23 protein-coding genes and 1 tRNA gene are annotated in these 26,638 nt (G+C 63.7%); 15 read left to right on the top strand and 9 right to left on the bottom strand.

Annotation, left to right across the window (positions count from 1 at the left end):
- Positions 1–5: 5 nt before the first annotated feature.
- A tRNA-Leu gene (locus ABT23_RS07275) sits at positions 6–92 on the bottom strand.
- A 1-nt stretch (position 93) separates the two neighbouring features.
- Here ABT23_RS07275 and rnr point away from each other — a divergent pair.
- From rnr to ABT23_RS07295, 4 genes are all read left to right on the top strand, one after another.
- Complete coding sequence (gene rnr / locus ABT23_RS07280; protein ID WP_296633250.1) at positions 94–2,403, top strand: ribonuclease R; 2,310 nt, start codon at positions 94–96, stop codon at positions 2,401–2,403.
- Positions 2,400–3,164 carry a 23S rRNA (guanosine(2251)-2'-O)-methyltransferase RlmB gene (gene rlmB / locus ABT23_RS07285; protein WP_296633253.1) on the top strand — a complete coding sequence of 255 codons (765 nt, stop codon included), beginning with the start codon at positions 2,400–2,402 and terminating at the stop codon, positions 3,162–3,164. Before rnr ends, rlmB begins: the two co-directional genes overlap by 4 nt.
- A gap of 79 nt (positions 3,165–3,243) precedes the next feature.
- A complete protein-coding gene (locus ABT23_RS07290; RefSeq protein ID WP_296633254.1) occupies positions 3,244–3,750 on the top strand; it encodes a DUF523 domain-containing protein in 507 nt (168 codons plus the stop codon).
- 12 nt (positions 3,751–3,762) lie between these two features.
- Positions 3,763–4,365, top strand: a complete 603-nt coding sequence (locus ABT23_RS07295) for a glutathione S-transferase family protein (protein WP_296633257.1) — start codon at positions 3,763–3,765, stop codon at positions 4,363–4,365.
- A 60-nt stretch (positions 4,366–4,425) separates the two neighbouring features.
- Here ABT23_RS07295 and ABT23_RS07300 read toward each other — a convergent pair whose 3' ends face one another.
- Positions 4,426–5,274 (bottom strand): PA4780 family RIO1-like protein kinase, encoded by an 849-nt coding sequence (locus ABT23_RS07300; RefSeq protein WP_296633258.1) that lies wholly within the window; start codon positions 5,272–5,274, stop codon positions 4,426–4,428.
- Positions 5,275–5,285: 11 nt separating this feature from the next.
- The gene (gene ycaO / locus ABT23_RS07305; protein ID WP_296633260.1) at positions 5,286–7,004 is read right to left on the bottom strand and encodes a 30S ribosomal protein S12 methylthiotransferase accessory factor YcaO; all 1,719 of its coding nucleotides are present in this window, start codon (positions 7,002–7,004) and stop codon (positions 5,286–5,288) included.
- 176 nt (positions 7,005–7,180) lie between these two features.
- On the opposite strand from ycaO, the gene ABT23_RS07310 reads away from it, so the two are divergent.
- Positions 7,181–7,786: a tetratricopeptide repeat protein gene (locus ABT23_RS07310; protein WP_296633262.1), complete on the top strand. Its 606-nt coding sequence runs from the start codon at positions 7,181–7,183 to the stop codon at positions 7,784–7,786.
- Between the two features lie 25 nt (positions 7,787–7,811).
- On the opposite strand, the gene senB is transcribed toward ABT23_RS07310, so the two are convergent.
- On the bottom strand, positions 7,812–8,771 hold the full coding sequence (gene senB, locus ABT23_RS07315; protein ID WP_296633264.1) for a selenoneine biosynthesis selenosugar synthase SenB: 960 nt from the start codon (positions 8,769–8,771) through the stop codon (positions 7,812–7,814).
- Positions 8,772–8,816: 45 nt separating this feature from the next.
- Between senB and ABT23_RS07320 the strand changes: the two genes are divergently transcribed.
- Positions 8,817–9,596 carry an RNA methyltransferase gene (locus ABT23_RS07320; RefSeq protein WP_296633266.1) on the top strand — a complete coding sequence of 260 codons (780 nt, stop codon included), beginning with the start codon at positions 8,817–8,819 and terminating at the stop codon, positions 9,594–9,596.
- Positions 9,597–9,609: 13 nt separating this feature from the next.
- Here ABT23_RS07320 and ABT23_RS07325 read toward each other — a convergent pair whose 3' ends face one another.
- From ABT23_RS07325 to ABT23_RS07335, 3 genes are all read right to left on the bottom strand, one after another.
- Positions 9,610–9,909 (bottom strand): DUF3579 domain-containing protein, encoded by a 300-nt coding sequence (locus ABT23_RS07325; protein ID WP_296633267.1) that lies wholly within the window; start codon positions 9,907–9,909, stop codon positions 9,610–9,612.
- Between the two features lie 110 nt (positions 9,910–10,019).
- A complete protein-coding gene (locus ABT23_RS07330) occupies positions 10,020–12,044 on the bottom strand; it encodes an EAL domain-containing protein (protein ID WP_296633269.1) in 2,025 nt (674 codons plus the stop codon).
- Positions 12,045–12,427: 383 nt separating this feature from the next.
- Entirely contained in the window at positions 12,428–13,204 is a 777-nt protein-coding gene (locus ABT23_RS07335; protein ID WP_296633271.1) for a pyruvate, water dikinase regulatory protein, read from the bottom strand.
- A gap of 11 nt (positions 13,205–13,215) precedes the next feature.
- Here ABT23_RS07335 and ppsA point away from each other — a divergent pair, with 11 nt between their 5' ends.
- The 8 genes from ppsA to galU all read left to right on the top strand — a co-directional run bounded on the left by ppsA (position 13,216) and on the right by galU (position 23,914).
- Positions 13,216–15,555: a phosphoenolpyruvate synthase gene (gene ppsA / locus ABT23_RS07340; RefSeq protein ID WP_296633273.1), complete on the top strand. Its 2,340-nt coding sequence runs from the start codon at positions 13,216–13,218 to the stop codon at positions 15,553–15,555.
- 69 nt (positions 15,556–15,624) lie between these two features.
- On the top strand, positions 15,625–17,265 hold the full coding sequence (locus ABT23_RS07345; RefSeq protein ID WP_296633275.1) for a CTP synthase: 1,641 nt from the start codon (positions 15,625–15,627) through the stop codon (positions 17,263–17,265).
- On the top strand, positions 17,262–18,104 hold the full coding sequence (kdsA, locus tag ABT23_RS07350) for a 3-deoxy-8-phosphooctulonate synthase (protein WP_296633278.1): 843 nt from the start codon (positions 17,262–17,264) through the stop codon (positions 18,102–18,104). Before ABT23_RS07345 ends, kdsA begins: the two co-directional genes overlap by 4 nt.
- Before the next feature lie 36 nt (positions 18,105–18,140).
- Positions 18,141–19,424, top strand: a complete 1,284-nt coding sequence (gene eno, locus ABT23_RS07355) for a phosphopyruvate hydratase (RefSeq protein ID WP_296633280.1) — start codon at positions 18,141–18,143, stop codon at positions 19,422–19,424.
- A complete protein-coding gene (gene ftsB, locus ABT23_RS07360) occupies positions 19,402–19,761 on the top strand; it encodes a cell division protein FtsB (protein WP_296633282.1) in 360 nt (119 codons plus the stop codon). The genes eno and ftsB overlap by 23 nt, the downstream gene beginning before the upstream one ends.
- Positions 19,754–20,944, top strand: a complete 1,191-nt coding sequence (locus ABT23_RS07365) for a cell division protein ZipA C-terminal FtsZ-binding domain-containing protein (RefSeq protein ID WP_296633284.1) — start codon at positions 19,754–19,756, stop codon at positions 20,942–20,944. Before ftsB ends, ABT23_RS07365 begins: the two co-directional genes overlap by 8 nt.
- Positions 20,944–23,019, top strand: a complete 2,076-nt coding sequence (gene ligA, locus ABT23_RS07370; protein WP_296633286.1) for an NAD-dependent DNA ligase LigA — start codon at positions 20,944–20,946, stop codon at positions 23,017–23,019. Before ABT23_RS07365 ends, ligA begins: the two co-directional genes overlap by 1 nt.
- A gap of 25 nt (positions 23,020–23,044) precedes the next feature.
- Positions 23,045–23,914, top strand: a complete 870-nt coding sequence (gene galU / locus ABT23_RS07375) for a UTP--glucose-1-phosphate uridylyltransferase GalU (protein WP_296633288.1) — start codon at positions 23,045–23,047, stop codon at positions 23,912–23,914.
- A gap of 27 nt (positions 23,915–23,941) precedes the next feature.
- Here the strand turns inward: galU and ABT23_RS07380 are convergent, their stop codons facing one another.
- A complete protein-coding gene (locus ABT23_RS07380) occupies positions 23,942–24,409 on the bottom strand; it encodes a nuclear transport factor 2 family protein (protein WP_296633289.1) in 468 nt (155 codons plus the stop codon).
- A gap of 85 nt (positions 24,410–24,494) precedes the next feature.
- Here ABT23_RS07380 and ABT23_RS07385 point away from each other — a divergent pair, with 85 nt between their 5' ends.
- Positions 24,495–25,061, top strand: a complete 567-nt coding sequence (locus tag ABT23_RS07385; RefSeq protein ID WP_296633290.1) for a TetR/AcrR family transcriptional regulator — start codon at positions 24,495–24,497, stop codon at positions 25,059–25,061.
- Here the strand turns inward: ABT23_RS07385 and ABT23_RS07390 are convergent.
- Entirely contained in the window at positions 25,039–26,475 is a 1,437-nt protein-coding gene (locus ABT23_RS07390) for an NAD(P)H-hydrate dehydratase (RefSeq protein WP_296633292.1), read from the bottom strand. The two genes, ABT23_RS07385 and ABT23_RS07390, sit on opposite strands and share 23 nt — an antisense overlap.
- Between the last annotated feature and the right edge of the window lie 163 nt (positions 26,476–26,638).

The following is a 26,638-nucleotide window of genomic DNA, read 5'->3' on the forward strand; positions in this document are numbered from 1 at the left end:
GCGTTTGGTGCCCAGAAGAGGACTCGAACCTCCACAGTGTTGCCACCGCTAGGACCTGAACCTAGTGCGTCTACCAATTCCGCCATCTGGGCAATGAAGGCGCGGACTTCAAAAAAATCCCGCAGCCGCGCCAGCAAGCACAAGATCCCGGCAATCCGCCTGGCCGACCCGTTCTACGAACGTGAAGTCGAGCGTTACGAATCGCCCTTGCCGAGCCGCGAATACGTCCTGCAGTTGATCACCGAGGCGGGCTGCCCGGTCGATGTCGATGCGTTTGCCGAACAGCTGCACATCACCGAGGCCGAGCGCGACCTGTTCCAGCGCCGTCTCGGCGCGATGCAGCGCGACGGCCAGCTGATGCTCAATCGCAAGCGCCAGCTGTGCCTGCCGGACAAGCTCGATCTGATCAAGGGCCGGGTCGAAGGCCATCCTGACGGCTTCGGCTTCGTGGTGCCGGAAGAGGGCGGTGACGACCTGTATCTGTCGCCCAAGGAAATGCACCGCGTGCTGCATGGCGACAAGGTGCTGGTACGGGTCGCCGGCTTCGACAAGCGCGGGCGGCGTGAGGCCAAGATCGTCGAAGTACTGGAGCACGTCAACCAGTTTGTCGTCGGCCGCTACTACCTCGAAGGCGGCGTCGGCTTCCTGATCGCGGAGAACCGCCGCATCAACCAGGACATTCTGGTTCCCACGGAAAATGCGGGCGCCGCAAAATCCGGCCAGGTCGTCACGGTGGAAATCGTCACCCAGCCCGGCGCGCACAACGAGGCCGTCGGCCGCGTCACCGAGATTCTGGGCAGCTTCACCGGCCCGGGCATGGAAATCGAGATTGCGTTGCGCAAGCATGACCTGCCCTACGTGTTCCCACCCGAGGTCGAGGCGCAGGCATCGAAGCTGCCGAGCAAGGTGCAGAAAAAGGACATGGCCGACCGCGAGGACATCCGCCATCTGCCGCTTGTCACCATCGACGGCGAGACCGCGCGCGACTTCGACGACGCCGTGTATTGCGAGCCGCTGGGCCGCAGCGGCTACCGCCTGATCGTGGCGATCGCCGACGTCAGCCATTACGTCAAACCCAAGGATGCGCTCGACAGCGAAGGCTTCAACCGCGGCAACTCGGTGTACTTCCCGCGCCGCGTCATCCCCATGCTGCCGGAGGCGCTGTCCAACGGCCTGTGCTCGCTCAACCCGGAAGTCGACCGTCTGTCGATGGTGTGCGACATGCGCATCACCACGGCGGGCAGCATCAAGGAATACCGCTTCTACCCGGCGGTGATCTATTCGCACGCGCGCCTGACCTACAACCAGGTGTGGGACTGGCTCTCCGGCACTGCCAAGCCGGAGAAGAAGCACGCCGCGCTGATGCCGCACCTGGAAGCACTGGACAAATTGTTCCGTACCCTGCTGAAGGCGCGCGCCAAGCGCGGCGCGATCGACTTCGGCTCGACCGAGACGCAGATCATTTTTGACGACAACGGCAAGATCAAGGAGATCGTGCCGGTGATCCGCAACGATGCCCACCGCATCATCGAGGAATGCATGCTGGCGGCCAACGTCTGCGCTTCGGATTTCCTGCACGAGAACAAGCAGCCCGCGCTGTTCCGAGTGCACGAAGGCCCGACGCCGGAGAAGCTCGCCGCGTTGCGCGGCTTCCTCGCCGAATTCGGCCTCGACCTCGGCGGCGGCGACAAGCCGCACGCCAAGGATTACGCCGCGCTGCTGGACAAGATCAAGGATCGCCCCGACCACGGTCTGCTGCAGACCGTGATGCTGCGCTCGCTCAGGCAGGCGATCTACAGCCCGGACAACAAGGGCCACTTCGGCCTGGCGTACGAGGCCTACACCCACTTCACCTCGCCGATCCGCCGCTATCCCGATCTGCTGGTGCATCGCGGCATCAAGGCCGTGCTGCTGGGCGAGAAGCTGCCCGCCAAGGGCCTGACGGAAATCGGGGCCCACTGCTCGATGACCGAGCGCCGCGCCGACGACGCCACCCGCGACGTCGACGCCTGGCTGAAGACTTACTTCATGCAGGACCGCATCGGCGACGAATACAACGGCACCGTCAGCGCGGTGACCAGCTTCGGCATGTTCGTCGCGATCGACGAGATCTTCATCGAGGGCCTGGTCCACGTCTCCGAACTCGGCCAGGACTACTTCCACTACGACCAGGCCAAGCACATGATGCTCGGCGAGCGGACGGGCAAGAAATATCGCCTGGGCGACCGCGTACGCATCAAAGTGATGCGCGCCGACATCGAGACCAGCAAGATCGACTTCAGCCTGGTCGAGCAGGAAAACTCTGCCCTCGACATGCAGCGCGCATTCGCGCAATCGGCGTCGGAAAAGAATTCCTCCAAGCCCCGGTCCGCCAAATCCAAGTCGGGTAGCAAGCAGAAATGAGCGAGAAGTCCGCCGACAAGCACGCCGCAGAAAAACTCATCTACGGCTTTCACCCCGTCCTGGCCCGCCTGCGCCAGGACCCCGCGGGCATCTTCGAAATCTACCTCGACCTGACCCGCCGCGACGCGCGCGCACGCGACCTGGTGCACCAGGCGAAGGACCACGGCGTCAAGCTGGCGCAGGTCGAAGCCGACCGGCTGACCCGATTGGTCGGCAAGGCCGCCAAGCACCAGGGCGTCGTCGCCCGCGTCAAGCCGGTTGCGCTGACGCATTCGCTCGACGAGGTGTTGGAAAATATCGAAGGACCGCCGCTGCTGGTCATCCTCGACGGCGTCACCGACCCGCACAACCTCGGCGCGATACTTAGATCAGCAGACGCCTTCGGCGTGCACGCCGTCATCGCGCCGAAGGACAACGCCGTCGGCGTCAACGCCACGGTGGAAAAAGTCGCCTCGGGTGCCGCGGAGACCGTGCCCTACATCATGGTCACCAACCTCGCGCGCACGATCGAGGACCTCAAGGAACACAACATCTGGGTCATCGCCGCGGACATGGACGGCGAGCAGCCGCTGTCCGGCATCGACGCCAGGACCGGCATCGCCTGGGTACTCGGCGCCGAGGGCGCGGGTATCCGCCGCCTGGTCAAGCAGAGCTGCGACCAGGTCGCGCGCATTCCCATCGGCGGCACGGTGGAAAGCCTCAACGTGTCGGTGTCGGCGGCGCTGTGCCTGTACGAGACGGTACGGCAACGAAACGCGTGAAGGCGGAGCCGACCGCGACAAGAATCCGCGGGCAGGGGGCGAAGTTGAAATTCCCGTTCGATCCCGTTTTAATGGCTGCATGGAATCCGTTCTTGTAAGTGCCTGCCTGCTCGGCGAGGCAGTTCGCTATAACGGCGGCGACATGCGCTGCGACCATGACATCCTGCGGCAATGGCAACGCGAAGGGCGTGTCGTGGCCGTCTGTCCGGAAGTTGCAGGCGGCCTGCCAGTTCCGCGGCCGCGCGCTGAAATTGCCGAAGGTGCCGGTGGCTTGAAAGTGCTCGCCGGCATTGCCAAGGCTGTCGATTCCAATGGCCGTGACGTATCGGCCTATCTGATCAGCGGCGCGGAGCAAGCACTTGAACTGGCCCGCGCGCGGCATATCCGGATCGCCGTGTTGAAGGAAGGCAGTCCATCCTGCGGGACAGGTTTCATCTTCGATGGCACGTTCACCGATACCCGGGTAAAAGATCGCGGCGTAACCGCCGCAATCCTGCAGCAAGCCGGCGTACATGTCTTCAGCGAAGCCCAACTGGCCGAAGCCGATGCCTTGCTCAGGAAGATCGAGGCCGACAATGTTGCTTGACGGGGATTGCACATGTTGAAACTCTATGACCGCGAGACGTCCGGGAACGCCTACAAGATCCGTTTGCTGCTGTCTTTTCTGGACATCCCGCATGAACGTATACCGGTATCCATCAAGGATGGCCGGAACCAGGTGGATGACGCCTATCTGACGCTGAATCCGCGCGGGCAGATTCCCACTATTCAGGAGGACGAGTTCAGCCTCTGGGGGTCGACCGCCATTCTGTGTTACCTGGCGTCGCGCTACGACAAGACGGCGTGCTGGCTGCCCCGCGATCCCGCGCAGTTCGGCCAGGTGATGCAGTGGCTCGAACTCGCTCAGAATGAGATACAAACGGGCCTGTTTCGCGCCCGCGCAATCGTTCACCTGGGGCTTGCGGGCGATCTCGAGGCTGCGCATCAGGCTGCCGGGCAGGCGCTTGGCGTGCTGGAGTCTCGTCTCGGCGCAGCGCAGTGGTTGGCCGGCTCCGCCCCGACCATTGCCGACATCGCCTGTTTCCCCTATGTCGCGCTTGCCGGGGAGGGCCGTGTGGATACGTCGCAGTATGTGGGCGTGTGTCGCTGGATTGCCGATTTCAAGGCGCTGGAGCGATTCGTCGGCATGCCCGGGATTTAGGGGCTGGCCGTTTTGTTGCGTCAGGGAGCTGACCAATAGGTTCTGCAAGCCCGCGTTGAATTACTCCAGCGCCTGCAACCGTAACTGGCGTGCCGCCTCTTCATCGCGCGCATCATCAATCTCCCGCATCACGCCTTCCAGATCAACTTCCGGCAACGTGCATTCATACCGGCCGGTGAGCTCGGTCTCGGGATGCAGGTTGCCGTGCTCGTACAGCGCCCAGATTTCCTCGGCGTATTGCGTGGCCAGCAGCGCCGGTGCGAATTGGCCAAAGTATCCCCTCAGGTTGTTCACGTCGCGCGTCAGCATGGCCTGGGCGTGGTTGTTGCCGGCTGCGTCGACCGCCTGCGGCAGGTCGATGATCACCGGCCCGTCGGAGTCGATGAGAATGTTGAACTCGGACAGGTCGCCGTGGACGACGCCGGCGCACAGCATGCGCACCACTTCCCTGATCAGGGTGCGGTGGTGGGCGAGCGCTTCTTCCTCGCTCAATGACACGTCGTTGAGCCGGGGCGCCGCATTGCCTTCGGCATCGGCCACCAGTTCCATCAGCAGCACGCCTTCATGGAAGTTGTACGGCGTGGGCACGCGCACGCCGGCGGCAGCGAGCCGGTACAGCGCATCGACCTCGGCGCTTTGCCACGCGGCTTCCTGCATTTCGCGGCCGTATTTGCTGCCCTTGGCCATGGCGCGCGCCTGGCGGCTGTTCTTGGTCTTGCGGTTCTCGGTGTAGTCGACGGCCTGGCGGAAGCTGCGCTTGTTCGCTTCCTTGTAGACCTTGGCGCAGCGGATGTCGTCGCCGCACACGACGACGAAGACCATGGCTTCCTTGCCACTCATCAGCTGGCGCACGACGCCGTCGATCAGGCCGTCTTCGAGCAGGGGTTCGAGGCGTTTGGGGATTTTCATCGGCTACAGTTCTAGCCGCGCACCTTGCGATACGCTTCCAGCAGGCGCTGGTGAATCGCGCTGCCCTCGAAATTGCTGCCCAGTTTGCTAAGCCCGAAGAAGCGCTCGTCCTGGTTGAACAGTGCGAACGCCTGTTCCAGCGTGTCGCGGCCGTACATCAGGGCCAGCGCGGGTTCGAAGGGGCTGGGGTCGGCGAGCTGGATGAGGTCGGCGATGCAGCGGTAGACCTTGAGGCGCGCGTCGCTGCGCTGGCCGTACTGGGCGATCCAGGTGCAGCCTTCGAGGATGGCGTCGTCGTCGCCGATGGCCAACGCGAGCAGCAGTTTCAGTTCGCCGACGCGCAGGTCGGTCCAGGGTGAATCGGCGTCCGGCGCAAGGCCGATCAGGACCGATACCAGGCGGTCGTCCGCCAGTTCGAGTTCGATCATCAGATCGAACAGCGCGGCGCATTCGGCTTCGACGAGCTCCGGCAGGCGCGCGAGTGCCGGGCGGAGCAGGTTGCCGACACTGTTGTTCTCGAATTCGAGTTCCTCGACCGGGTAGATCTCGGAGACGCCGGGTACCAGGATGCGGCAGGCGTAGACACCCAGATGTTCGAAGTCGGCGATGTAGAGCTCGTGGCCTTCGGCGTGCAGCGCATCGACCGACCAGTGGTAATCCTCTTCGGTGGTGGTGCCGAAATTCCAGTCGGCGAAGTCGTAGTCGGGGGTGTCGCGCAGGAACTGCCAGGAGATCACGCCGCTGGAATCGACGAAGTGGATTTCCAGATTCTGCGGGTCGGCGATTTCGGTCTGGTCGAAGCCGGGCGCGGGGAAGCCCGCCAGTGAATCGAGCGCGCGGCCTTGCAGCAGTTCGGTCAGCGCGCGTTCCAGCGCCACCTCGAAGCGCGGGTGCGCGCCGAAGCTGGCGAAGCAGCCCTGGTCGTGCGGGTGCAGCAGGGTGACGTTCATCACCGGGTAGCGGCCGCCGAGCGAGGCGTCCTTCACCAGGATGCCGAAGCCGGCTTCGCGCAGGCCGCGAATACCCGCGGCGATGCGCGGATAGCGGGCGATCACGTCCTCGGGCACGTCGGGCAGGCACAGGCCTTCCTCGATGATGCGGAACTTGATGTGGCGTTCGAAGATTTCGGACAGTGCCTGGGTGCGCGCTTCCATCAGCGTGTTGCCGGCCGACATGCCGTTGCTGACGTAGAGGTTGCCGATGAGGTTGACCGGGAAATACACGGTCTTGCCATCGGAAAGCCGTTGGTAGGGGATGGCGCAGATGCCGCGCTCGGTGTTGCCGGAGTTGAGGTCGATCAGCTGGTCGGCGCGCACGCGCTCATCGGGGTTGTAAAGGCCATGCAGCGCGGGAGTAAGCAGGTCGGTCGGCCAGGCATCGTCGCCGCCGTCGAGCGCAAACCAGCGTTCGTCGGGGTGGTGGACGTAGCTGCGGTTGGCGATCGTCTCGCCCAGATAGAAATGGGTCCAGAAATAATTGGTCGACAGCCGTTCGAAGTACTCGCCCAGGGCGCTCGCCCGTGCCGCCAGTTCCGAGCCGCCCTTGCCGTTGGTGAACAGCAGCGGGCAGTCGCGGTCGCGGATGTGCACCGACCACACGCCTTCCACAGGATTGAGCCAGGAACGCTCCTCGATGTGGAAACCGATGGCTTCGAGCTTGGATTGCAGGGTGGCGATCGACGCTTCGAGCGAAGCATCCTTGCCGGGAATGAAATGTTCGGTGGCGGACATGGGGCAGCTGTTTTCTTGTGCAGCCGACAGCATAAGCGATGCGTCAAGCACGGCGTAAAATGAATCCGGTCGATTCCTTCGTCGCGGGCCGTAAGGACTGCGATTCCCGTCCTATGTCGAGTCGTGCCGTCCTGTTGCTTGTGTGCTTGTCCGGTCTTGCCTGCGCAGGGCCGGCCGTGGCGGCCGAGACCTTCGGTCTGGAGGGTGACCAGGCCGCCTTGGCGGCGCGGGCCCAGGTCGAATGGGTCGAACAGGCCCAAACTCTGGAAAGGCGTGCCGACTGGTCGGGTTTGCTGGCATGGGGCCAGGATTGGGCGCGGGTCGATGCGAGGAATCCGCTGGCCTGGTTCGTCCAGGGACGCGCACTGGGTGAACTGGGACGCTTCGACGAGGCGATCGCGGCGTATCGGCACAATCTCAGCCTGGCTCCGGGCGACGTGCTGGCCCGCAACAATCTGGGCAATGCCTGGCGTGACAGCGGACACGCGCATGAGGCGATGCGGGCCTATCGCGCCGCGGTGGAGATCGATCCCGACTATCTCCCGGCCTGGCAGAACCTGGGTTTGACGTTTTATCGGGTGAAAGGCCAGGCAGGGGTGACGCAGGCCCTGCAAAAATTGCAGGCGCTCGATCCGAAACTGGCCGATGTCTGGCGCGCGCTCGCGGTCGAGTACTCGGTTACGGGCGACGCGCGTGTCGCCCGCGAGGCAATTCGGGTTTGGCGCGGATTGAGCAAGGCCCGACGGACACGCATGTTCGGGATCCTGCTTGACGAGGGCTGAGCAGGCTGATCGAACGGTGTCGGGGCTACGCCGGGTTTTGCTCGAATTCCGCGACCACCTGGCGCAGCCGGCTGGCTTCCTGCTCGGGGCGCATCAGGCTGCGCCGGGTCGCGGCATGGTCGAGCAGGTCGGCATAGAACGCAGGATCGCGCTCGGCCATCGCCATCAGTCGGGCCAGCTGCCGTTCATCGCCCACCGGAAAATAGCCGGGATAGTCCTGGCCGAGCATGCCGATATTGCCCGGCATGTGCGATGCCAGCACCGGCACCCCGGCCGCCAGCGCCTCGCAGATCACGTTGGCGCCGCCTTCCATCACCGAACTGATGACCATGAGATGCGCACGCGACAGGTGCTTCAGTACGGTCTTGTGCGGCACCTGGCCGAGCCAGTGCCAGCGTGGCAGCTTGGCCTGCGCCATTTCGGCCGTCTGCGCCATGTCCTCGGACAGGGCGCTGCCGAGGTGGGTGACCTGGATCTGCGAATGCTCGGGCAGATAGGTGGTGGCGAGCGCGACGCGGAACGGGTCCTTCTCCTCGCGCAGATGACCGATCACCAGCACCTCGAAGGCCTTGGAGGCAGGCGGGCGGCGGGGTATATCGGGCGACGACTGGTAGATCACACGCGTCTTGGCGGCCAGATGCGGTGCCAGTTCGTCGGGACCGCGATCCTGCAGCACGATGAGCCGGTGCGCGAGTTCGAGCGCCTGCTGGGCGTTGGCATCCTCATGAATATCGCGATACAGATCGGTACCGGTGAGCGCGAGCAGCAGCGGCCGGGTCGGAAAACGCTCGGCAAAGGCGCGTATCGAGGCAAAGCTGCGCCGAGCGTGCAGTGCCAGCATCAGATCCGCCGGGCGGCCGTCCCATTCCACCTGTACCCGCACTGCGTGTCCGGCCTCGCGCAGGAAGCGCGCCCAGCGCGAGGCTGTGTGCCAGTTGCCGTTGCGATGCTCGCGGCCATACGGGGTGATGAGGGCGATGCGCATGGTGTGAGTGTACGCCCGAGAAGACGAATCGCGGATAATCCTGGCATGACCGAAACCGTCATTTCCTCACGTGACAACCCTCTCTTCAAACGGCTGAAAAAGCTTGCCGACTCGGCCCGCGCGCGCCGCGAGGCCCGGATGACCCTGCTCGACGGCGAGCATTTGCTGGCGGCCTATCTCGATGCCGGCGGCCAGCCGCATACGCTGGTGCGCGCGGCCTCGTTGGATGCCGGCCGCTTCGAACGGTTGGCTGGGCAGTGTCCGCACGCCAAGGCCGTCGAGCTGTCGGACGCGCTGTTTGCCGAACTCGCGCCGGTTGCGACACCGACCGGCCTGCTTGCCGAGGCTGCCTGGCTCGCGCCGCCGGCCATCGAGGCCACGCCGCTCGTCATCGTGCTGGAAGACATCCAGGATCCGGGCAATCTCGGATCGATGCTGCGTACCGGCGCGGCGGCAGGGGCGACCTTGGCCGTGCTGTCGAAAGGCTGCCACGATCCATGGTCGCCCAAGGCGCTGCGTGGCGGGCAGGGCGCGCAGTTCGTGCTGCCGCTCGTCAGCGGCGTCGATATCGTGGACTGGCTGGCAGGTTTCGAAGGAGAGAGCCTCGCGCTCGCGCTGGCCGAGGACGGCAACCTGTATGCGCGTGCATTGACCGGCGCGTTGGCCTTGATCGTGGGCAACGAAGGCGCGGGTCTGTCGCAGGCGGTGTGTGCCGCCGCAAGTGCCGCGATACGCATTCCGATGCCGGGCAGGATCGAATCTCTGAATGCGGCGGCGGCCCTGGCCGTGGCCGTGTTCGAGGCGGCCCGGCAGCGGGCCACCTAGGGCCGCATGGGTGTCAGCAGGATAAGGCGCGTGCGCCGGCGCGGCGATCCATCTGGATTCGCAACTGGTTCGCCTGGGCGAACCCCATGACATAGTCATAGGCGGCCGGGTCGGCGGCTTTCAGCCAGCGTGCGACGATCAGGCAGTATTCCCCTTCGATCATGCAGGGCTGGACGCCCGATGAATAGCGCAGGCGGTTGTCAGGATGAAAGCTGGCCAGTGTGGACGACAGGCGTTCGGCCCAGTCCGACGGGCGGAATTTTTTTCCATTTTCCTGTATGCCGGTGATGACCAGATTGTCTTCGGATAGCATCCGCTCTCCCATTCGCGAAGGGTCGCCCCTGCTGATTCGGCCCGGTTTCGCGTTTCTTTAACGGAAACGCGGATTGGGCCGTCCGGGGACGGCTGCCGCAGCCGACAGGCTCAAACCTGGTCGAATTCCCTCAGCCAGTCGCGATCCAGTAGGGCGGCGATTTCATCTGCAGGCACCGGCCGGCTGATGAAATACCCCTGCACGATCTGGCAGCCGAGTTTACGCAGGACGTCGAGCTGTTCCCGGTTCTCCACGCCTTCGGCGACGGTGCCGAGTTTCAGTCCCCGACACAGGGCGAGAATCGAGCTGATGAGCGCTTCGTTGATCGGGGCGTGCGGGATATCCTTGACGAAATAACGGTCGATCTTGAGGATATCGAGCGGGAATCGCTTGAGGTGAGCCAAGGACGAATAGCCAGTTCCGAAGTCGTCGATGGCCACGGCCACGCCCAGCGCCTTCAAGGCCAGGATGAGGGAGACGGCCGCCTCGACATCCTGCATGAAAATGCCTTCGGTCAGTTCGAGATGCAGCGAGTGCGGCGGCAGGCCGGACTGCTCCAGGGCCTCGCGGACATCGGTAACCAGATTGCCGTGCCAGAACTCCTTGCCCGATATGTTGACGGCCACATCCAGGTCGACGAAGCCGGCGGCATGCCAGCTTGCCGTCTGGAAGCAGGCCGACCTCAGCAGCGTGCGGCCGACTTTGACGATACCGCCGCTTTCTTCCAGCAGTTCGAGGAAAACCGCCGGGCTGAGCAGGCCCTTGCCGGGGTGATTCCAGCGGATCAGCGCCTCGACACCCTGAATGCGTCCGGTCTCCAGGTTGAGCTTGGGCTGGTAGTGGAACAGGAATTCATCCCGTTCCAGCGCGTAGTGCAGTTCGGTTTCCAGTTGCAGCCGTTCTTCAGCCATGGTGTTCATGGCGGCGTCATAGAGCTGGAAGCGATTCCGGCCGCCGTTCTTGGCGGTGAATGCCGCCGTGTCGGCATGCTTCAGCAGGCTGGTGCCGTCGCTGCCGTCGTTCGGATAGACACTGACGCCGATGCTGCAACTGGAAAACAGTTCGCGTTCCGCGATTCGATAGGGTTCGCTTACGACGCCGAGGATTTTTTCCACCACTTGTAGAACTTGACTGATCCGGGCGACATCGATGACCACGCCGAATTCGTCGCCGCCCAGCCGGGCGACGACATCCTCGGCACGCGTGGTCGCGCGCAGGCGCTGCGCAACTTCGCAAATGAGCGCGTCGCCGCTGGCGTGGCCGAGGGTGTCGTTGACGCGCTTGAAACGATCCAGGTCGATGAACATCACGCCCACCAGCGTGTTGCGGCGTTGCGCGCGTACCAGGGATTGTTCCAGGCGGTCCATGAACAGCATGCGATTGGGCAAGCCAGTCAAGACGTCATGCGTGGCAAGATGGTGGCGTTCGCGGCTGGCCCGCTTGGTGTAATACATGACCGCAGCAGCGACGAACATGCCCAGCAACAGGGCGATCCCCGACAGGAGATACATCCAGAAGCGCGCCACTTCGTGCGCCTGATGCGCCTTACGGCTGGCTTCCAGTGCAAGCTTCTGGGTTTCGGTGTCGAGCAGTGAGAGTACGCTCAGGACGTTGTTCTGTGCCGGGATGGCACTGCTGAGGACCCGCTCTTCGGCCCTTTGGTCGGAATCGCTGTTCAGCGCATCGACAACCCGATTCTGCATCGGCCGGGCGATGCTGGTCAGGCGTCCCTGCAGGTCGATGAGTTCGTGTTCGCGCGGGCTCAGGGGCATGCCCAACAGCGCCATTCGGGCATCGGCAAACTCCGCTCCGTGCTGGTTGAACTGTACGAACAGTTGATCGCGTTCGAACGGATCGTGGCTCATCGACAACCTGAACATGCTGAGGGTGCGCTCGCGTGCGGCGGCCATCATCGTCTTGGTGAGGCTGAGCTTGCGCATATGGACATCGATGACCGTGTCGAGATTGCTGGCGGTCAACCGGAGCTGCTGCAGGCCGATGGTGGTGACGAACAAAATCAGGAACAGCTGGACAATGAACCCTGCCAGCAGCACGCGTCGCCAGGTCGCGGGAAGCACGGAATGTCTTGCCGCCGGCACAGGCGTGTTGTCCAGATCAAGGGCGCGGGTATTCACGCTGCGCACTTTCCGTGAGCGAAACGAAACCGGTCATATGTCCCGTGCGAACTCGAGTCAGGCCGGACCGGGCGTTTGCGTGGCAGGCGAAGGCTGGCATTCGGGAGAAACAAGGATGTGGCTGGTGTCAGCCTTCCTTTTGATGGTGCGGACAAGTGCGCCGAACCTGTCGTCAGCGCTGCCGTGAAGATCGGAATGGACAGACTGGTGCCATTTCAGTGTGTGAGCAGGTACGTGGATAGGGGCAAGACATCGGGAAACTCCTGATCATTGGATAATTTGGCGGGGCTTGAACGGCGTATAAACGGGCGCCAGGTCGTTTGTTCAATCGGGTGAAGCGCGCAAAACTTGAGGGCTGGCCCTCGGCCAGGGCAGCGAGATGCTCAGGATAGCCGCAAGCGCGCGGCGATCTCCTCCACCGACATGCGGGTGGTATCGACAATGGGAAGCATACGGCGTTTGAAGAGCGCCTCGGCAGCGGCAAGCTCCGTGCGGCATTGCGCCAGGCTGGCGTAGCGGCTGTCCGGGTAACGCGCCTGGCGGATGGCGGCAAGGCGCTCGGGCGACAGGGTGAGGCCGCGCAGCCTGGGTAGATGGGCTTTCAGGCAGGCAGGCAGGTCGTCCTGTTCGAGGTCGTCCGGCGTAAGCGGATAGTTGGCCGCGCGCAGGCCATATTGCAGGGCCAGATAAAGCGCGGTGGGGGTTTTGCCGACACGCGAGACGCCGACCAGGATCAGGTCGGCCTGGTCGAGGCGTTCGGGATTGAGGCCGTCGTCCAGATTGAGTGCAAAGTTGACGGCATCCATACGCGCTTCATAGTCGGATGCCATACCGTGGGTGTGGCCGCCGCTGGGGGTGGCAGTCTGGCCGAGCGCCGATTCGACAGCAGGAGCAATCAGGTCGAATACGTCGAACAGGCTGAGCCCGGCCTGACGAAACGGCAGGCGGAGCGTAGGATCGGTCAGAGTGGAGAAGGTCAGCGCACGAGGGGTCATGGCGATGCGTGCAGCGGTGGCCTGGGCTTTCTCCGCGCTGTCGACGAAGGGTAGCGTAATCAGGCTAAACTCGAGATGAGGAAACTGCGCCAATACGCTTTTGGCGACGGACTCGACCGTCACCCCGGTGTGGTCGGACACGCAGAATATGCTGTAACCGTTCATGGAGTTCACCTATGTCTACAGACTATATTGTGCCGCTGGATGCCCTGTCGATGGCGGATGTGCCGCTGGTGGGCGGCAAGAATGCGTCGCTCGGCGAAATGATCCGCCATCTGTCCGGCGCGGGGGTCAAGGTACCGGGTGGCTTCGCCACCACTTCCCAGGCGTTCTGGGATTTTCTCGACCATAACGGCCTGCGCGCACGCATCGACGCGCGGCTGGCGCCGCTCGACGTCGCGGACGTGACGGCCTTGGCTCAGGCGGGGGCGGAGATCCGCGCATGGATAGAAGCTGCCAGCCTGCCGCCTGCGTTGGAAACCGGGTTGCGCACTGCGTACGCGGGGCTTGGCGACACGGTATCGGTGGCGGTGCGCTCGTCGGCCACGGCCGAGGACCTGCCCGACGCCTCGTTCGCCGGCCAGCAGGAAACTTATCTGCACGTGCGCGGCGCGGACGACGTGCTCACGTACGTGAAGAAGGTGTTTGCCTCGCTCTACAACGACCGCGCGATCGCCTATCGCGTGCACCACGGCTTCGCCCACGCCGGCGTGGCGCTGTCTGCCGGCATCCAGCGTATGGTGCGCTCCGACATCGCCTGCTCCGGCGTGCTGTTCACGCTGGATACGGAGTCCGGATTTCGCGACGTGGTGTTCATCACCGCAGCCTATGGTCTGGGCGAGACGGTGGTGCAGGGATCGGTGAATCCGGACGAGTACTATGTGCACAAGCCGATGCTGGCGCAGGGCTTCCCCGCGGTGGTGCGGCGCGAGCTGGGTGAAAAAGCCACCCGCATGGTGTGGCGCGACGGCACGACCGTGATCGAGGACACGCCGCCCGAACTGCGGCGACAGTTCGCCCTGAACGACGCCGAGGTGCTGGAACTGGCCCGCCAGGCGATGCAGATCGAGCGGCACTACGGACGGCCGATGGACGTGGAATGGGCGAAGGACGGCGAGACCGGCGAACTATTCATCGTGCAGGCGCGTCCGGAAACCGTGAAGGCGCGCACTGCCGGCAGCACCGAGCGCTATGTGTTGAAGGGCACCGGCGAGGTGCGCATCAGCGGCCGCGCCATCGGCCAGAAGATCGGTGCCGGCATTGTCCGGGTGATCGCCAGTCCGGCTGAAATGAACCATGTGCAGCCGGGCGACATCCTGGTCACCGACATGACCGACCCCGACTGGGAGCCGGTGATGAAGCGTGCCGCAGCCATCGTCACCAACCGTGGCGGGCGTACCTGCCACGCCGCCATCGTCGCGCGCGAACTGGGCATCCCCGCTGTGGTCGGTGCCGGCAACGCGACCACGGTGCTGAAGGATGGCGAACTGGTGACCGTGTCGTGCGCCGAAGGCGACACCGGCAAAGTCTACGCGGGCAGACTGGCGTTCGAGGTGGAGACGCTGGCCAGCGAAACGCTGCCCGAACCGCCGGTCAAGCTGATGATGAACGTCGGCAATCCCGAGCGTGCGTTCGAGTTTGCGCAAATCCCCAATCACGGTGTCGGGCTCGCGCGGCTGGAATTCATCATCGCCCGCATGATCGGTGTGCATCCGCTGGCGCTGCTCGACTATGCCGGCCAGACGCCGGCGTTGCGCGACGAGATCGACCAGCGTACCGCGGGCTATGTCGACCCGGTGTCGTTCTATGTCGACAAACTCGCCGAAGGCATCGCCACCCTGGCGGCCGCCTTCTGGCCGCAGCCGGTGATCGTGCGGTTGTCCGATTTCAAGTCCAACGAATACGCCAATCTGGTGGGCGGCGAGCGCTACGAACCGAAGGAGGAAAACCCCATGCTGGGGTTGCGCGGCGCGGCGCGCTACGTGTCGACGATGTTCCGTCCGGCGTTCGAGCTGGAATGCCGGGCGTTGAAGAAGGTGCGCGAGACGCTGGGTTTTTCCAATGTCGAGGTGATGATCCCCTTCGTACGCACGGTGGAGGAATGCGCGGCGGTGGCCGGGCTGTTGGCCGATAACGGCCTCAAGCGCGGCGATCATGGCCTGCGGCTGATCATGATGTGCGAGATCCCCTCCAACGTGCTGCTGGCCGAGGACTTCCTGCACTATGTCGACGGTTTCTCCATCGGCAGCAACGATCTTACCCAGCTCACCCTCGGTATCGACCGCGATTCCGGCCTGGTGGCTGGCGGTTTCGACGAGCGCAATCCGGCGGTGAAGAAATTGCTGGCCGAAGCCATCGCGGTCTGTAGGCGGCAGGGCAAATACGTCGGCATCTGCGGCCAGGGGCCGAGTGACCATCCCGATCTGGCCGACTGGCTGGTCGACCAGGGAATCGGCTCGATTTCGCTCAACCCGGACACGGTGGTAGCGACCTGGCGTCGGCTGGCAAGTCATTGATTTCGCCGCGTCATTGAGCCGTCACCGGCGATGGAGTAGAATCCGCCATCACCCGCCCCCGCTCATAACATGACGAAGTATGTGTTTGTCACTGGTGGGGTGGTTTCTTCCCTAGGGAAAGGGATCGCCTCCGCTTCACTCGCTGCGCTGCTCGAATCGCGCGGCATCCGTGTCACCCTCTTAAAGCTCGATCCGTACATCAACGTCGATCCCGGCACCATGAGTCCGTTTCAGCACGGCGAGGTGTTCGTGACCGACGACGGCGCGGAGACCGACCTCGACCTGGGGCATTACGAACGCTTTTCCAGCGCGCGCATGAGCAAGCGCAACAATTTCACCACCGGCCAGATATACAAATCGGTGATCGACAAGGAACGGCGCGGCGATTATCTCGGCGGCACGGTGCAGGTCATCCCGCACATCACCGACGAGATCAAACTGTCGATCCGTGAAGGCGCCAGGGGCGCGGACGTAGCGATGGTGGAAATCGGCGGCACGGTGGGCGACATCGAATCACTGCCCTTCCTGGAAGCGATCCGTCAGATGGGCTTCGAGGACGGTCCGGAAAACACCTGCTTCATCCACCTGACCCTGCTGCCCTATATCCCCACTGCGGGCGAACTGAAGACCAAGCCAACCCAGCACAGCGTCAAGGAACTGCGCGAGATCGGTATCCAGCCCGACATCCTGCTGTGCCGCGCCGATCGTGAAATTCCGGTCGACGAACGCCGGAAAATTGCGCTCTTCACCAATGTGCGGCCCGAAGCGGTCATTCAGGTGCTGGATGCCGACTCGATCTACAAGATTCCGGCGATGCTGCACGATCAGATGCTCGACGAGATCGTCTGCCACAAGCTCAACATCCTCGCGCGTGCGGCGGATCTTTCCGTATGGAAGAACCTGGTTCACGCGCTGGAGCATCCCCAGCACACCGTCAACATCGCCTTCGTCGGCAAGTACGTCGACCTCACCGAGTCCTACAAGTCGCTGTCGGAAGCGATGATCCACGCCGGCATGCACACCCGCAGCAAGGTAAAGATCCATTACATCGATTCCGAGCAGATCGAGACCGGCGGTGTCGACTGCCTGAAGGCCATGGACGCGATCCTGGTGCCGGGCGGTTTCGGCAAACGTGGCGTCGAAGGCAAGATCGCCGCCATCCGCTACGCGCGCGAGAACAAGGTGCCGTACCTGGGCATTTGCCTCGGCATGCAGCTCGCGGTGGTCGAGTTTGCGCGCGACGTCGCCGGCATGGACGACGCGCAGTCGACCGAGTTCGACCCGGCGACCACGCATCCGGTGATCGGCCTCATCACCGAATGGCTGGATCGCGGCGGCCAGGTCGAGAAGCGCAGCGAACAATCCGATCTGGGCGGCACCATGCGCCTGGGCGGCCAGCCGTGCGAGCTCAAGGACGGCACGCTGGCACGCGAGATCTACGGTGCCGCCAGCATCGTCGAGCGCCACCGCCATCGTTACGAAGTCAACAACACGTTGCTGGCCGATCTCGAAGCCAAGGGCCTCGTCGTCGCCGGGCGCGCGCCAGGTACCGACCTGTGCGAAATGGTCGAGTTGCCCGCCTCGGTGCATCCCTGGTTCGTCGGCTGCCAGTTCCACCCCGAGTTCACCAGCAATCCGCGCAATGGCCATCCGCTGTTCATCGCATTCGTCAAGGCTGCGCTGGTGCATCAGCAGGAGCATGCCAAATGAAGCTGTGTCATTTCGAAGCGGGCCTTGACCAGCCCCTGTTCCTGATTTCCGGTCCCTGCGTGATCGAATCCGAACAGCTGGCGATGGACACGGCCGGCATGCTCAAGGAGTTGTGCGCGTCACTGGATATCCCCTTCATCTACAAATCGTCCTTCGACAAGGCCAACCGTTCGTCGACCCAGTCCTTCCGCGGACTTGGTCTGGAGGAAGGCCTGCGCATCCTGTCGGAAGTGAAGGCGAAGATCGGCGTGCCGGTACTGACCGACGTGCACGAAGATACGCCGCTGAACGAAGTGGCGGCAGTGGTTGACGTGCTGCAGACGCCGGCCTTCCTGTGCCGCCAGACCAACTTCATCCAGAATGTCGCGCGCGCCGGGCGGCCGGTCAATATCAAGAAGGGCCAGTTCCTGGCGCCGTGGGACATGCAGAACGTGGTCGACAAGGCGCGTGCCGTGGGCAACGAGCAGATCATGGTGTGCGAACGCGGCGTGAGCTTCGGCTACAACACACTGGTGTCCGACATGCGCGGTCTGGCGATCATGCGTGGCACCGGCTGCCCGGTTGTATTCGACGCTACCCACTCGGTGCAGCAGCCGGGCGGGCAGGGCGCGACCAGCGGCGGCCAGCGCGAGTTCGTGCCGGTGCTGGCGCGTGCCGCGGTGGCCAGCGGCGTGGCGGGCGTGTTCGCGGAGACGCACCCGAATCCGGACGTCGCTTTGTCTGACGGCCCCAACGCGTGGCCGCTCGGCATGATGAAGGAATTGCTGGAAACGCTGAAGGAAATCGACGCGCTGGTGAAACAGCGCGGGTTTATTGAACACAAGTTGATGAAAAACTGATCCGCGAAGCGGACACATGAAACCAAGGAAAAGAAATTGAGCGCCATTATTGATGTCATCGCCCGGGAAATCCTCGATTCCCGCGGCAATCCCACTGTCGAAGTCGACGTGCTGCTGGAGTCCGGCGTGCTGGGCCGTGCCGCCGTGCCGTCCGGCGCGTCCACCGGCTCGCGCGAGGCGATCGAGCTGCGCGACGGTGACAAGTCGCGCTACCTGGGCAAGGGCGTGCTGAAGGCTGTCGAGCACGTCAACACCGAAATCTGCGAAGCCATCATCGGGCTGGATGTCGAAGACCAGGCCTTCATCGACCAGACCATGATCGATCTCGATGGCACCGAGAACAAGTCACGCCTCGGTGCCAACGCGCTGCTGGCGGTGTCGATGGCGTGCGCCCGCGCCGCCGCCGAACAGGCCGGGCTGCCGCTCTACCGTTACCTCGGCGGCGCCGCGCCGATGGCACTGCCGGTGCCGATGATGAACATCATCAACGGCGGCGCGCACGCCAACAACAACATCGACATGCAGGAATTCATGATCATTCCGGTGGGCGCGCCGAGTTTCCGCGAAGCCCTGCGCTACGGCGCCGAAGTGTTCCATGCCCTGAAGAAGCTGCTCGACGGCCTCGGCATGGCGACCACCGTCGGCGACGAAGGCGGCTTCGCGCCCAACCTGGAATCGCACGAGGCGGCGCTCAAGCTGATCGTGCAGGCGATCGAGAAAGCCGGCCTGCAACCGGGCATCGACGTCGCCATCGGCGTCGACTGCGCCGCCTCCGAGTTCTACAAGGACGGCCACTATCACCTCGAATCCGAAGGACTGAAGCTGAACTCGGCCGAGTTCACCGATTACCTGGCAGCATGGTGCGACAAGTACCCGGTCATCAGCATCGAGGACGGCATGGCCGAGGGCGACTGGGATGGCTGGAAGATTCTCACCGACAAGCTCGGCCGCCGCGTGCAACTGGTGGGAGATGACCTGTTCGTGACCAATACGAAGATCCTGAAAGAGGGGATCGAGAAGGGCATCACCAATTCCATTCTGATCAAGGTCAACCAGATTGGCACCCTGTCGGAAACCTTCCAGGCGATCGAGATGGCCAAGCAGGCGGGCTACACGTCCGTGATTTCTCACCGCTCGGGCGAAACCGAAGACACCACGATTGCCGATCTGGCGGTCGCGACCAACGCGCGCCAGATCAAGACCGGCTCGCTGTCGCGTTCCGACCGCATGGCGAAGTACAACCAGCTGCTGCGCATCGAGGAAGAACTCGGCGACACGGCGAGCTATCCTGGACGCGATGCGTTCCGCCAGCGCGGCTGACCCCAACGCGACCCGGTTCATCGCGCGCATCCGCAGCCAGGGACTGACCTGGGTGCTGGCCATCGCGGTTGTCCTGTTGCAATATCCACTCTGGCTGGGTGAGGGCGGTTGGCTAAGGGTGCGGGAGGGCGCGCAGAAAATCGACATCCAGCTGGCATTGAATCAGCGTCTGGAAGTTCGCAACGCAAGCCTGCTGGCTGAGATCAACGATCTCAAGCAGGGGCGCGATGCGATCGAGGAACGCGCGCGCAATGATCTGGGCATGGTGGCGCCGGATGAATGGTTCGTCCGGATCGTGCCTGCCCAATCCGTTCAGTCGGGAAAAACGAATGAGTGATTTGCAAATCGGCTTGTTGATCGTCGGTGGAGCCGTCGTGGCGGCAGTCCTGATATTCAACTGGATCCAGGAACGCCGCTTCCGCAAGCAGGCGGATGCGGCCTTTCAAATGCCGGTGGCCGATGCGTTGATGCAGGATGATGCTAGGCCGCGCGCAATGCATGAACGGGTCGAGCCGGCGCTGCGGGAGCCGGTTCTTGGAGACGACGAGAACGAGACCGGCGAACCTCATGTGCGCTTCGATGCGGACGCGTCGCTGGCTGGTGACGATGCGGGCGTGCCGGTAGATGCTGTTCCTACCTCGAATCCTGCTGCTGCAACGCCCAGTGAACGGCGCCCCGCCAGTCCGCCATCGGTTGCGGCGCCAGCACCCTACGACGAACTGATCGAATACCGTGCCCGCATCGGCTGCGATGGCGTCATGGCTAATGTGTTCGCCGATGCTTTCAATCAGACCCGGACGCTGGGCAAAGCGATACGCTGGTTCGGCCTGCCGGTGGGGGCGGCGGCATGGGAAGACGTCCAGCCGTGGCGTGACGCGCGGTATCAGCAGGTGACGGTTACCATGCAATTGGCCGATCGTAACGGAGCGGTGCAGGAAGAGCAGCTTGCCGCCCTGTGCGACGTGCTGCAGGCGATGGCGCAGGCGCATGGTCTGCGCCTCGCCTGCGACGATATGGTCGATGCACTCGAACGCGCCCAGGCCATCGATCGTTTCTGCGTCGACGTCGATGTCCTCATCGGCCTCAATGTGGTCGCGCGCGGCGAGGGGGCGGTGAATCTGACCCGTATCGTGCGCGAAGCGGAAAGCTGCGGCATGGTGCTGGGTGGCGATGGCGTATTCCAACTGCTCGACAGCCGCGGCGAGCCGCTTTATGCCTTGTGCAACCACGATGCCGAGCCGTTCGCGGTCGAGGCGATGGAGGGCCAGAGCTCGCAGGGCGTCACCCTGCAGTTCGACGTGCCGCGCGTGCCGGATGGCCTGAAAGTATTCGACGGCATGGTGGCGTTTGGCCGCAAGCTCGCCAACGAAACCGGCGGCATCCTGGTGGACGACAATCTGCGTCCGTTGACCGACACCGGCATCGAGAAAATTCGCAACCAGCTCATGCACATTTACGAGCGCATGGAAGCGCGTGGCGTGCCATCCGGGTCCCGGCGGTCGCTGCGTCTGTTTTCCTGATGGCGTCGACCGATGTGCTGGCGCGCGCGACAGCGCTGCGCCGGGAGATCGAGCGTCATAATTATGCCTACTACGTCCTTGATCAGCCGACCGTTCCCGATGCGGAATATGACCGGCTGTTCCGTGAGTTGCAGGCGCTCGAAGATGAGCATCCCGAACTCGTCACACCCGATTCGCCCACCCGGCGTGTCGGTGGCAAGCCGCTCGATGCCTTTCCCAAAGTACGCCATGCAGTACCGATGCTGTCGATCCGTACCGAGACCGATACCGAAGCGAGCGGCGCGCAGGCATTCGACGCGCGGGTGCGCAAGGAACTGGGACTGGGCGAGCACGATCCGCCGGTCGAATATGCGGCCGAACTGAAATTCGACGGCCTGGCGATCAACCTGCGCTATGAGCATGGCGTGCTGGTGCAGGCCGCCACCCGTGGCGATGGCGAAACGGGTGAAGACGTCACGCAGAACATCCGTACCGTTCATGCCGTCCCGTTGCGCCTGCGAATGGAATCGCCTCCAGCCGTATTGGAAGTGCGCGGCGAGGCGTTCATGCGGCGCGACGACTTTGAGCGTTACAACGCGAAGCAGCGCGAGGCCGGCAAGGACACCTTGGTCAACCCGCGCAACGGCGCAGCCGGCAGCATCCGGCAGCTCGACCCCAAGCTGGCCGCGCAGCGTCCGCTGTCGTTCTTTGCCTATGGACTGGGCGAGGTGCAGGGTTGGACGCTACCGCCCACCCACAGCGCTACTCTCGATGCCCTGCTGAATATGGGGATTCCAGTCTGCGCCGAACGTGTCACCGGACGAGGGGCGGCGGCATTGGTCGCCTTTCACGACGACATCGCGGCACGCCGCGATCAGTTGCCGTTCGATATCGACGGCGTGGTCTACAAGGTCAACCGCTTCGATTTGCAGCGCATACTCGGTTTCGTCACGCGCGAGCCGCGCTGGGCGGTGGCGCACAAATACCCGGCCCAGGAGCAGCTCACCACCGTGCTCGGCATCGACGTCCAGGTTGGCCGAACGGGTGCGCTGACGCCAGTGGCCCGCCTTGCGCCGGTATTCGTGGGCGGGGTGACGGTGACCAACGCCACCCTGCATAACCAGGACGAGATCGATCGTAAGGACGTGCGCGTGGGGGATACGGTCATTGTGCGGCGCGCCGGCGACGTCATTCCCGAAGTTGTGGCGGTGGTGGTCGAGCGGCGGCCTCAGCCGGAACCGCCGCGTTTCAACATCCTGCGCAGTTATCCCGTCTGCCCGGTGTGCGGTTCGCACGTCGTGCGGATCGAGGACGAGGCGGCGGCGCGTTGCACAGGCGGGCTTTATTGCCCGGCGCAGCGCAAGCAGGCCCTGCTGCATTTCGCCGGACGCCGTGCGATGGACATCGAAGGCCTGGGCGACAAGCTGGTCGATCAACTGGTGGAACGCGGTCTGGTCCACAGCCCGGCCGACGTGTATGGTCTGAGCCTCGACACGCTTGCCGGCCTGGAGCGCATGGCGGAGAAATCGGCAACCAATCTGGTCGCGGCGATCGAGACCAGCAAGGCCACTACGCTGGCGCGGTTCATTTTCGCGCTGGGTATCCGTAACGTCGGGGAGGCGACCGCCAAGGATCTCGCACAATATTTCGGTTCATTGGACAAGCTGATTGCCGCAAGCGAAACCGACCTGCTGGCCGTGCGCGACGTCGGGCCCATCGTGGCACAGTCCATCGTCCAGTTTTTTGCCGAGCCGCACAACCTCGAGGTGGTTAGCAGGTTGCGCGATGCAGGCGTGCGCTGGCCCGAAACATTCGGCATGCAACAATCGGCTGGTATCCTTGCAGGCAAGACGCTGGTGCTGACAGGGTCGTTGCCGACGCTGACGCGCGATGCGGCGAAGGAGAAAATCGAGGCCGCAGGCGGCAAGGTGGCCGGCTCGGTGTCGAAGAAGACCGACTATGTGGTGGCAGGCGAGGAAGCCGGCAGCAAGCTGGCGAAGGCACAGGAGCTCGGCGTGGCCATTCTCGACGAGGCCGGGTTGCTGAGCTTGCTGGCATCAGACAATAACAACACGCAGCAGCCGTTGGATTTTTGAACCAAGGGACTTTCAAGGAAGAGATATGCAACAAGTCAAAAAAGCCGTATTTCCAGTTGCCGGCCTAGGCACGCGTTTTCTGCCGGCCACCAAGGCCAGCCCCAAGGAAATGCTCCCCATCGTCGACAAGCCGCTGATCCAGTATGCGGTCGAGGAAGCGATGGATGCCGGTATCACCGACATCATCTTCATCAGCAGCCGCACCAAACGCACGGTCGAAGACCACTTCGACAAGGCCTACGAACTGGAAACCGAACTGGCCGCGCGCGGCAAGAATCGTGATCTGGAACTGGTGCAGTCGATCCGCCCGGCCGGCGTCAATTTCATCTACATCCGTCAGGCTGAAGCGTTGGGGCTCGGCCATGCCGTACTGTGCGCGCAGCCGGTGATCGGCAATGAACCCTTCGCCGTCATTCTCGCCGACGACCTGATCGACGGTAGGCCGGCAGTGATGAAGCAGATGGTCGATCAGTACGGTTATTACCAGTGCTCGGTGCTCGGCGTACAGCAGGTCGCGCCCGAGGAAACCGCGTCCTACGGGATTGTCGACGCCAGCCCCATGGCCGAACGCGTGTCGCGGGTGAACGCCATCGTCGAGAAACCCAAGCCGCAAGACGCGCCATCCAACCTCGGCGTGGTCGGCCGCTACATCCTCACGCCGCGCATCTTCCACCACATCCAGCATCTCACGCCGGGTGCCGGCGGCGAACTGCAGCTCACCGATGCCATTGCCGCCTTGCTGAAGGAACAGCAGGTATTGGCCTATGCCTTCGACGGTGTCCGCTACGACTGCGGCAGCAAGCTGGGCTATCTGCAGGCCACGGTGGAATACGCGTTGAAGCACAGCGAAGTCAGCGAGGACTTCGGCGCCTACCTCAAGTCGCGCATCTGCTGATATCCGGGTTCAGCCGTCCGGATCGCACTACAGTCCCAAATCACTCAAGCCGGGATGGTCATCCGGGCGGCGGCCGAGTGGCCAGAAAAACTGGCGGTCGGATTCCTTGATGGGCAGGTCGTTGATGCTGGCGAAGCGGCGCATCATGTAGCCGTGCTCGTTGAATTCCCAGTTCTCGTTGCCATACGAGCGGTACCATTGTCCGGAATCGTCATGCCATTCGTAGGCGAAGCGCACGGCGATGCGGTTGCCGGTACAGGCCCACAATTCCTTGATCAGCCGGTAATCCAGTTCGCGGGCCCATTTGCGTTCGAGAAACCGGCGGACCTCCTCGCGTCCGACCGGGAACTCGGCACGATTCCGCCAGCGGGTATCTTCGGTGTAGACCAGCGCAACGCGTTCGGGGTCGCGTGAATTCCAGGCATCTTCGGCCATGCGTACCTTCCTGGCGGCGGTTTCCTCGGTAAAGGGGGGCAGTGGCGGTTTGCTTTCCATGTCGGCTCCTTGGCATGATGTAGACAGATCTGTCTACGTTCGGTGCAGTCTAGGTCATGTAGACGGATCTGTCTACAATGAGCGCATGAACACCCAGGCCGATCGGAACGACGCGCTGCCCAGTGCGCGCGAGCGCATCCTGTACACCGCGCACGAACTTTTCTACCGGGATGGCGTGCGCGCCACCGGCATCGATCGCGTCATTGCCGAATCCGGCGTGACCAAGGTCACGTTCTACCGGCACTTTCCAAGCAAGAACGATCTGATTCACGCCTATTTGGCGTATCGGCATACGCGCTGGATGGCCTGGTTCACCGATGCGCTGGCACGTCACGGCGGCGGGGCTGGCGCGATCGTGCCAGCTGTCGAGGAATGGTTTCGCGACGCGCGTTACCGCGGCTGCGCCTTCATCAACAGCGTCGGGGAACTGGGCGGCACGCTGCCGGACGTCATCGAGATTGCGTACAGCCACAAACAGGACATGGCCGCAGCGATTGCCGCCGTGCTGCCCAAGTCAAGGCAGCGCGCACAGATCGCACAGGCCGTGGCGCTGGCGATCGATGGTGCGATCGTGCGGGCGCAATTCGATCCCTCGCCTGATGCAGCACTGGCCGCGCTGCGCAGGATCATCAACGCGCTGTTGAAGGCGTAGCGGTCTCCATATCGCAGCCGTGCAGCCATACGGCGGCTTCGAGCGCGTCGCCTGCCGCCAAGCCTTGACCCAGCAGCGCCGCCACCATGCCGGTGAGCCGATCGCCCGAACCGGCCTGGGCGAGCCAGGGACCGCCCGTGGTGTTGATGGCATAGCGGCCGTCGGGATGGGCGATCACGGTGCCTGCCCCTTTCAGTGCAATTTCTGCGTGATAGGTTCGGCTCAGCGTGCGGGCCGCCTCGATACGATTCGCCTGTACTTCCATCCCGCTCACGCCGAGCAGGCGAGCGGCTTCTCCGGGATGTGGGGTGAGCAGCGTGGGATGGGTGCGACGGGCCGCTTGTTTGGCCAGTTCGGGATCGTCGGCCAACAGGTTCAGGGCATCGGCATCCAGTACCAGCGGACAAGGGGCCGGAAGTGCGGCTTCCAACAGGATATGCGCGCGCGCGCCCCGGCCCAGTCCGGGGCCGATCGCCAGGACATTCAATTGCACGGCCGCCGCCAGATGCTCCGGACTGGCAAACATCAGTCGCGGCTCGCCGTAATCGACCGCAATGCGGTCATCCAGCACACCCAGGGTCACGCTGCCGGCACCTTGGCACAGCGCCGCGCGGCCGGCGATCAGACAGGCGCCCACCATGCCGCTGCTACCGCCGACGATGCCGACATGACCGAACTGGCCCTTGTGACTGTTTCTGGCGCGCGCGGGCAGATGGTGGCGTTCATCCAGTTGTGCCAGGGCGATCCCGGGCGTTCCCGGCATCGTGGCCGGATCGACGCCCAGCATGTCGAGATGCAATGTGCCCGCATAGTCCGGTCCCTCGGCGGTAAGAAGACCGGGTTTGAGTCCGAGAAATGTCAGGGTGTGGTCTGCCCGCAGGGCGCAACCGCGGATCCGGCCGCTGTCGCTATCGAGCCCGCTCGGCACATCCAGTGCCAGCTTGGGGCAGGCCAGCGCATTGGCCTGCGCAATCCAGCGCGCGTCCTCGCCGGCTACGTCGCGCGTCAGGCCGATGCCGAAGAGGCCGTCGATCAGGAGGCTGTAACGTTGCGACGACGGGAAGTGAGGCAGCACGGTCCCACCCTGTTGCAGCCAGGCATCCCGGGCACGCGCGGCATCCTGAGGCAGTCGGGTCGGGTCGGCACGGCTCGCGACGACGACGCGAAATCCTTGTGCCGCGAGGTGACGTGCTGCGACCAGGGCATCTCCCCCGTTGTTGCCGGGCCCTGCCAGGATCAGGACGGGCTCGCCCGAATCGTCGGCCACTGTGCCAGCCCATTCGGCTGCCGTCGCCCCCGCTTTCTCCATCAGCGGGTCGTGGGGGTGTGCGGTTGCCCATATTCGCTCGCCGGCATGAATATCGGTCGCCATATAGAGAGCGGGAGTGACAGATGAACGCGGCGTGGTCGGCATGGGGCAAGGCTCAATGGAGGGCGCTGCGGACATCATAATCCGGGCGGGGCGTATGGCGGTCGTCTTGGCGGAACGGGCCCGCCACCAGCCGGGCCTGGGCGGGTGAATAGTCATAATTGACCCCACTCCGAACATTCATTTTCCCGGACGTTGGCCGCTAATG

It is taken from the genome of Thiobacillus sp. SCN 63-57 (assembly GCF_001725555.1).
Taxonomy (GTDB): domain Bacteria; phylum Pseudomonadota; class Gammaproteobacteria; order Burkholderiales; family Thiobacillaceae; genus Thiobacillus.